Raw genomic sequence first — 6,426 nt, 5'->3', positions numbered from 1 at the left:
TATTGTTTAATCTCGCGAACTCAAACTGGATTTAAAACTCGCTTGCAAACAAAACTTAGGTTTACACAACGCCATTGAAAGACTTAGAATCAATTATACCGTATTGTAACAACCAGGCCTGGTGAATCCTAGCTTTGCCCCATCAACACAATTACAATGTAAGAGAGCGAACCATGCAAGTACAAGGCTTAAATGCACTGTCAGACAATTATATTTGGATCATCACCCAGCAAAAAAACATCTGGGTAGTGGACCCAGGCGAAAGCCAACCGCTGCTCAAATTAATTAAACAAAATCAATGGCAACTACAGGGCATTTTACTGACTCACCACCACTGGGATCATACTCATGGCGTGGAAGATTTATTAGCCGAATTTCCGCAAGCACGTGTGTATGCGGGTCATTTAACCAATAAAACCTATATTACGGATTCCTTAAAACAAGGTGATAAAATCCAAGTCGGTGGTGAAACCTTAAATGTGCTTGAAACGCCCGGTCATACGCTGGATCACATTGCGTATTTTAATGACCAGGTTTTATTTTGTGGCGACACTTTATTTGCTGGCGGCTGTGGCCGAGTATTTGAAGGAACCGCCGAACAAATGACCGAGTCGCTGTTAAAACTGCGCGCTATCGAGGCCGATGTTTGGGTTTATTGTGGTCACGAATATACCTTAGCTAATATGAATTTTGCTGTTATTGCGGAACCGGACAATACCGATATTCGGGCGCGCCGCGATCAAGTTCGAGCCGACACCCAGGTGAATAAACCCTGTGTGCCGTCAAAATTATTGACTGAAAAACACACTAATCCTTTTTTACACTTTGATCAAACGCCATTATCAGTTAATATTGCACAGCATTGTGGGCAGGGGTCACCTAAAATGGCACCGCCAAAGCTATTTGCTGAATTGCGAGCTTGGAAGGACGCACTGGATGCCACCGGTGAACTCGATGAATAACTAATTAAATGTTGCTACTTAATTTCATGATGATAACCCGCCACAAAACGCCAGTTTTACGCCTAATTTTGTTATCTATAGTTTTATTAGCTATCGGCGGCTGTGAAAGCTTAACTCAGACATCTAGCTCGCCAGCAAGCCAAGAAAATCCCGTCAATAGCGACATTCTAATCCCAACTGACTTAAATACTGACCAGGCCGAAGCTGAATTTGAACGGTCTATTTTGAGAGAAATCGAGCCTTTCCCATTACAACTGGCTACCCCATTACCCCACACGGAAATTTGGGATGAACTCGCCGATCAATTCCATTTAATAGAAACACACCACGAAAGCTACCAAAATTACCTGGCTTTTTACCTTAACAACACAAAACATTTAGAACGTGTTTCGGTTCGTGCCCAGCCTTATTTGTATTTCATTATGGATGAAATCCGCAATCGCGATTTACCTTACGAACTGGCGTTGTTACCGATTATTGAAAGTGCATTTTATCCTTATGCACTTTCCAGTAAACGTGCCGGTGGATTATGGCAATTTATTCCAAGCACCGGTCGCATTTATGGCTTAAAGCAGGACTGGTGGTTTGATGGTCGACAAGATGTCTACATGAGCACCCATGCCGCGTTAGATTTTTTAGAAAGCTTATATAGAACCAATAACAACGACTGGTTTTTAGCACTCGCTTCTTATAACGCCGGTTATGGCCGTATCCAACAGGCCACCGCACGTTTAAAACGCGCCGATCCGAATGCTGAAATCAATTACTGGACGATTCGTCCTTATTTGCCACGCGAAACTCGCCATTATGTACCGCAACTTTTAGCCGTGAGTTATTTGATCAAAAATCGTGAAAAATATAACTTAGATATTCACGATATACCAAATGAACCTTATTTGACTTACATTGAGCTTGATCGCCAAATGGACTTAAACAAGGCGGCTGAAATGGCCGGTTTGTCGAAGGACATTATGAAGCACTTAAACCCCGGTTATTTAAAAAGTGTGACGCCGCCTGATGGCCCCCATCATTTGTTAATTCCTTTATCACATAAGGATGCATTTGAACAAAAACTGGCCGAAAACACAGATGACATATTTAACATTCGCTGGCAAAGACACCACATTGTCGCCGGTGACAGCTTGGGGACGATTGCGCAGCGCTACAGCACCTCAATCGGTGAAATTCGTCGCCTTAATAACATCAAAGGCAACATGATTCGAGCGGGCCGCACGTTATTGATTCCGATCCCGGCTTCTCAAGCACACCTGCATACCCAGCTGGCTCAAAATACGACCAACAACGACAGCGACGATTCAAATAATAAAAGTTTCCGCACGCATTATGTTCAACGTGGTGAGTCGCTTTGGACAATCTCAAACTATTATGGTTTGGATAGTTCACAACTGGCACAGTGGAACAATTTAAATCCACGTGACCACATTCGCATTGGCCAACGTTTAGAAATTCGCAGCAATAAATACGGCCACACGGTGCAGCACACAGTGAAAGATGGCGAAAGTTTATGGTTAATTGCACGCCGTTATCAAGTCACGATTCAAGACTTGACGCGTTGGAATAGAATCAGCAGCGCTAACACCTTGCGCCCGGGTACTGAATTAACGATCTGGCGATCTGGCCCGCCTGACCTTTACACTGTAAAACGTGGCGACACCTTATGGGATATTGCGCGTGCGTTTAACATAAACAGCGAAACCCTAAAAAAACATAACAAGCTGTCACAAAATGAATTCTTAAGACCAGGACAAGTGTTACGCATCCCAAATGATAGCTAGCTTAGCTCGCACAAACACCCTCTCCTCCCTCTTGCCTTATTTGGTCGGAATAGGTCTTCTTTTGTGGCTATTTTCGACAAACTCTCAAGCACAAATTCGGTCGCTTGAACAACAAACGTTTTTAGACGCTGTTGAATTCATAAAAAGCGGTGATCGTCTCCAAGTCGCTAAGCTAAAAGCGCAACTGCAAGACCATCCCCTTTACCCGCAACTGCTTTACCAAGACACCTTAGAGAACTTTGACCGAACACCTGACCTAGCGATCCGACAATATATTGAGCGTTATCAGCACCTTGCGCTGGCCAATAGCTTACACAAACACTGGCTGAACTATCTAGGACAGCAAGAACGCTGGGATTTATTAATTAAATATCCTCAGACCGATCTCAGCCTTTTAGAGCAATGTTATTTCACCCGAGCACAGCTCGAATACCAGTCTATTGATATTGAATCGCTACAAAAAGTCTGGCTCAAACAACTCAAATTGCCTAGCGCATGCCAACCGATTGAGGATCAATTAATCAGTTTAGGTGAGTTACCAGGATGGTTAATCTGGCAAAAGATTGATCAGGCCATGCAACGTGATCAATTAAGCGTGGCGCAATCGCTCATGCCTTATTTATCACGAACGGATCAACAAGCCTTAAATCACTGGATCGATTATTATCGAAATCCGCAAAAACTGATCCTGCAATTACCCAATCAAGCCAGCGCGTTTATTAATCGAAAAATTTTTTTGCAAGCACTAGAAAGGCTGGCTAATAGCCAACCTGAAGCGGCAATTAAGTTGTTGGTGCTGCATCAACAACGTTATCGAATTCACCCAGATGAACAGCATAAAATACAGCGTATCATTAGCCTGCGTTATGCCTATCGCAATGCGCCAGAAGCTAGAACACACCTAAACTCATTACACCAAACCAGTGGCGATAAGGATACCTTGCGTTGGCAGGCGCAAATTGCGCTGCGTCAATCCGACTGGCCACATTTGCTCACCACGATCGACTTAATGCCTGAAGATGAACAAAATCAACCAAAATGGCGTTATTGGACCGCTCGTGCTTTAGATAAACAACAAGCGCCTGATGCGGCTAAAAGCATATATCAATCTTTGGCTCAACAGCGCCACTATTATGGTTTTCTGGCGGCCGATCAATTGGGGCAGAATTATCAACTGCATCATACTCAACCCTCTTCTCAATTAAGTTTGAAACAACTCCACCAAAAGTATCCAGCTTTGGCTTTGATTCGAGACTTATTAAGTATCAACTGGTCCATTAATGCTCACCGAGAATGGCAGCATTTAATTCGTCATGCCGAGGTACAGGATATTCAGGCGATTGCTCAAGTCGCCAATGAATGGCAAGAACATAATTTTGCGATTCGAGCACTGGCGCAAGCCAAACAGTGGGATCAACTCGAACTGCGCTTTCCAACGCCTTATAAGGAACCGGTGATGCAGAATGCAAGCAAAAACAACATTGAAGCCGCCTGGATTTACAGCATCATGCGCCGTGAAAGCGCCTATCAAACCCACGCCCGTTCATCCGCCGGCGCGGTTGGATTAATGCAACTGATGCCCGGTACCGCACAATATGTCGGCAAAAAATTGGGTTATAGCCGCCAACAATATCGAAATTTACTCGACGCTCAATCCAATATAGAACTAGGTAGCGCTTATTTAGCCTATCTATTAGCGCGTTATAATGGTCATTTAGTGATGGCCACTGCGGCTTACAATGCCGGCCCAAAACGGGTGGATCACTGGATAAAAGGTCATCATAATCTGGCGGCCGACCAGTGGGTTGATTCGATTCCTTTTAGCGAAACCCGCAAGTATGTAAAAGCCATCATGGAATATAAGGTGGTATTTGAAACCCTGCTAGATCAACCAACCCAAAAACTTCAGACCTTAATGCCTCCCATCCATTCGCCTGGCGATCACCAAGCCCTACTCGATTAAACAGCGCGTTAACAATTCCTTCAGACTTTTTTCAGGCGAAAAAAAACCCGGCTCAATTTTGGCCGGGCTTAAATAGTATCTCAATTAAAAGATAACTAAAGGAGGATACTCATGAAGAAACATGAATGACTGCATTGTATAAAAAGTTTAACAACCTGTCAAATAAATTTATATCAACATAAGTTAGTTCTATATAAGCTTAACCTTATTGTGGCTTTTAGCTTTTAAGCTTTTTTGTTACTGGCGACGCCAGCTCGTACCTTGTGCCGAATCTAACAATTCCACACCGTCGGCTAGCAGTTGGTCTCGAATCTCATCCGATCTAGTCCAGTTTTTATCTTGTCTAGCTTGCGCTCGCTCTGAAATCAAGGCTTCGATATCGGCATCCGACAAGCCCGCTTGCGCTTCGCCTGCTGATCCTTTAAAGAAGGACTCAGGGGTTTGCATTAACAAACCTAATCGGTTAGCCAAGCTTTGCAATAAGGCCACCAAATCAGCACGTTTGGTTTTATTAACTTCTTTAACCAATTCAAACAATACAGAAATCGCCAAAGGCGTATTAAAATCGTCTTCCATTGCGGCATTAAAACGGCTTTCAAACTCAGTGTCTTTGGCCACCAGGCCTGGTGCTTCGGCTTCTAAAGCCGTGTACAAGCGTGCCAAATTGGTTTTGGCCGCCTGCAAGTTTTCCTGCGAATAATTTAGCGGGCTACGGTAATGACTAGACAATAAGAAATAACGAATCACTTCTGGGTGGTAGTCTTTTAGGACTTCTCTAATCGTAAAGAAGTTGTTCAATGACTTGGACATTTTTTCATCATCAACCCGCACAAAACCGACGTGCATCCAAGTGTTTACATAATGTTGACCACCGTGTGCACATTCAGACTGGGCGATTTCGTTTTCATGGTGCGGAAACTGCAAGTCCATACCGCCACCATGAATATCCAAACGCTCACCTAAACACTGTTCTGACATGGCCGAACATTCAATGTGCCAACCCGGACGACCATGGCCCCACTCTGAGTCCCAAGCGGGTTCGTCGGGTTTTGACGCTTTCCACAATACAAAATCCATTGGGTTTTGTTTGTGTGGATTAACTTCAACACGTGCGCCAGCTTCGAGTTCATCTTGTTTTTTACCCGACAAACGGCCATAGGAATCAAATGAGGTGACTTTAAAATACACGTCGCCGTTGTCCGCCGCATAAGCATGGCCTTTATCAATTAGGCTTTTCACCATGGTTTTGATTGCGTCAATGTAATCAGTCGCACGCGGTTCTTGGTCTGGACGCAACACGTTTAACGCGGTTTCATCTTCGTGCATCGCACCAATAAAACGTTCGGTTAAGGATTGCACTGACTCTTTGTTTTCAAGCGCGCGTTTGATGATTTTGTCATCAATATCGGTGATGTTGCGCACATATTTAACGTCTAGCCCCAAAGCACGTAATTGACGAACTACCGTGTCAAACACCACCATCACCCGTGCATGCCCAATGTGGCAATAATCATACACCGTGACACCACAGACATACATGCTGACCTTGCCGGCTTCAATCGGTTTAAAAACTTGCTTTTGACGAGTTTCGGTATTGTAAATTTGTAAACTCATAAATCTTTCCGTTTTGATGTTTGACTCACGTTTAACTGGGCACCTCGATTAACCCAGAATAAAATTCTGCGGGACTTAAAGGCTACTTATT

At 43.9% G+C, this 6,426-nt stretch carries 4 protein-coding genes; 3 read left to right on the top strand and 1 reads right to left on the bottom strand.

All coding sequences use genetic code 11. The annotated features are described in order from the left end of the window. The first annotated feature begins 173 nt into the window (after positions 1-173). The 3 genes from gloB to IBX48_RS09515 all read left to right on the top strand — a co-directional run bounded on the left by gloB (position 174) and on the right by IBX48_RS09515 (position 4,721). Complete coding sequence (gloB, locus tag IBX48_RS09525) at positions 174-962, top strand: hydroxyacylglutathione hydrolase (RefSeq protein ID WP_296833809.1); 789 nt, start codon at positions 174-176, stop codon at positions 960-962. A gap of 26 nt (positions 963-988) precedes the next feature. After that, positions 989-2,758, top strand: coding sequence for a LysM peptidoglycan-binding domain-containing protein (locus IBX48_RS09520; RefSeq protein ID WP_296833806.1), 1,770 nt, complete (start codon positions 989-991; stop codon positions 2,756-2,758). Between the two features lie 61 nt (positions 2,759-2,819). Further along, a complete protein-coding gene (locus IBX48_RS09515; RefSeq protein WP_296833804.1) occupies positions 2,820-4,721 on the top strand; it encodes a transglycosylase SLT domain-containing protein in 1,902 nt (633 codons plus the stop codon). Between the two features lie 237 nt (positions 4,722-4,958). On the opposite strand, the gene cysS is transcribed toward IBX48_RS09515, so the two are convergent. Beyond that, positions 4,959-6,335: a cysteine--tRNA ligase gene (cysS, locus tag IBX48_RS09510; protein WP_296833802.1), complete on the bottom strand. Its 1,377-nt coding sequence runs from the start codon at positions 6,333-6,335 to the stop codon at positions 4,959-4,961. Positions 6,336-6,426: the final 91 nt, after the last annotated feature.

The organism is Thiomicrospira sp. (assembly GCF_014859555.1).
Classification (GTDB): domain Bacteria; phylum Pseudomonadota; class Gammaproteobacteria; order Thiomicrospirales; family Thiomicrospiraceae; genus Thiomicrospira.
Note: the sequence above shows the minus strand (reverse complement) of the source record. Positions and strands in the feature narration are given on the sequence as shown.

What these genes read in the sequence shown, in the direction of transcription:
- cysS (WP_296833802.1), bottom strand. Translation starts at nt 6,335, where the DNA reads ATGAGTTTACAAATTTACAATACCGAAACTCGTCAAAAGCAAGTTTTT.
- IBX48_RS09520 (WP_296833806.1), top strand. Translation starts at nt 989, where the DNA reads ATGATGATAACCCGCCACAAAACGCCAGTTTTACGCCTAATTTTGTTA.
- gloB (WP_296833809.1), top strand. Translation starts at nt 174, where the DNA reads ATGCAAGTACAAGGCTTAAATGCACTGTCAGACAATTATATTTGGATC.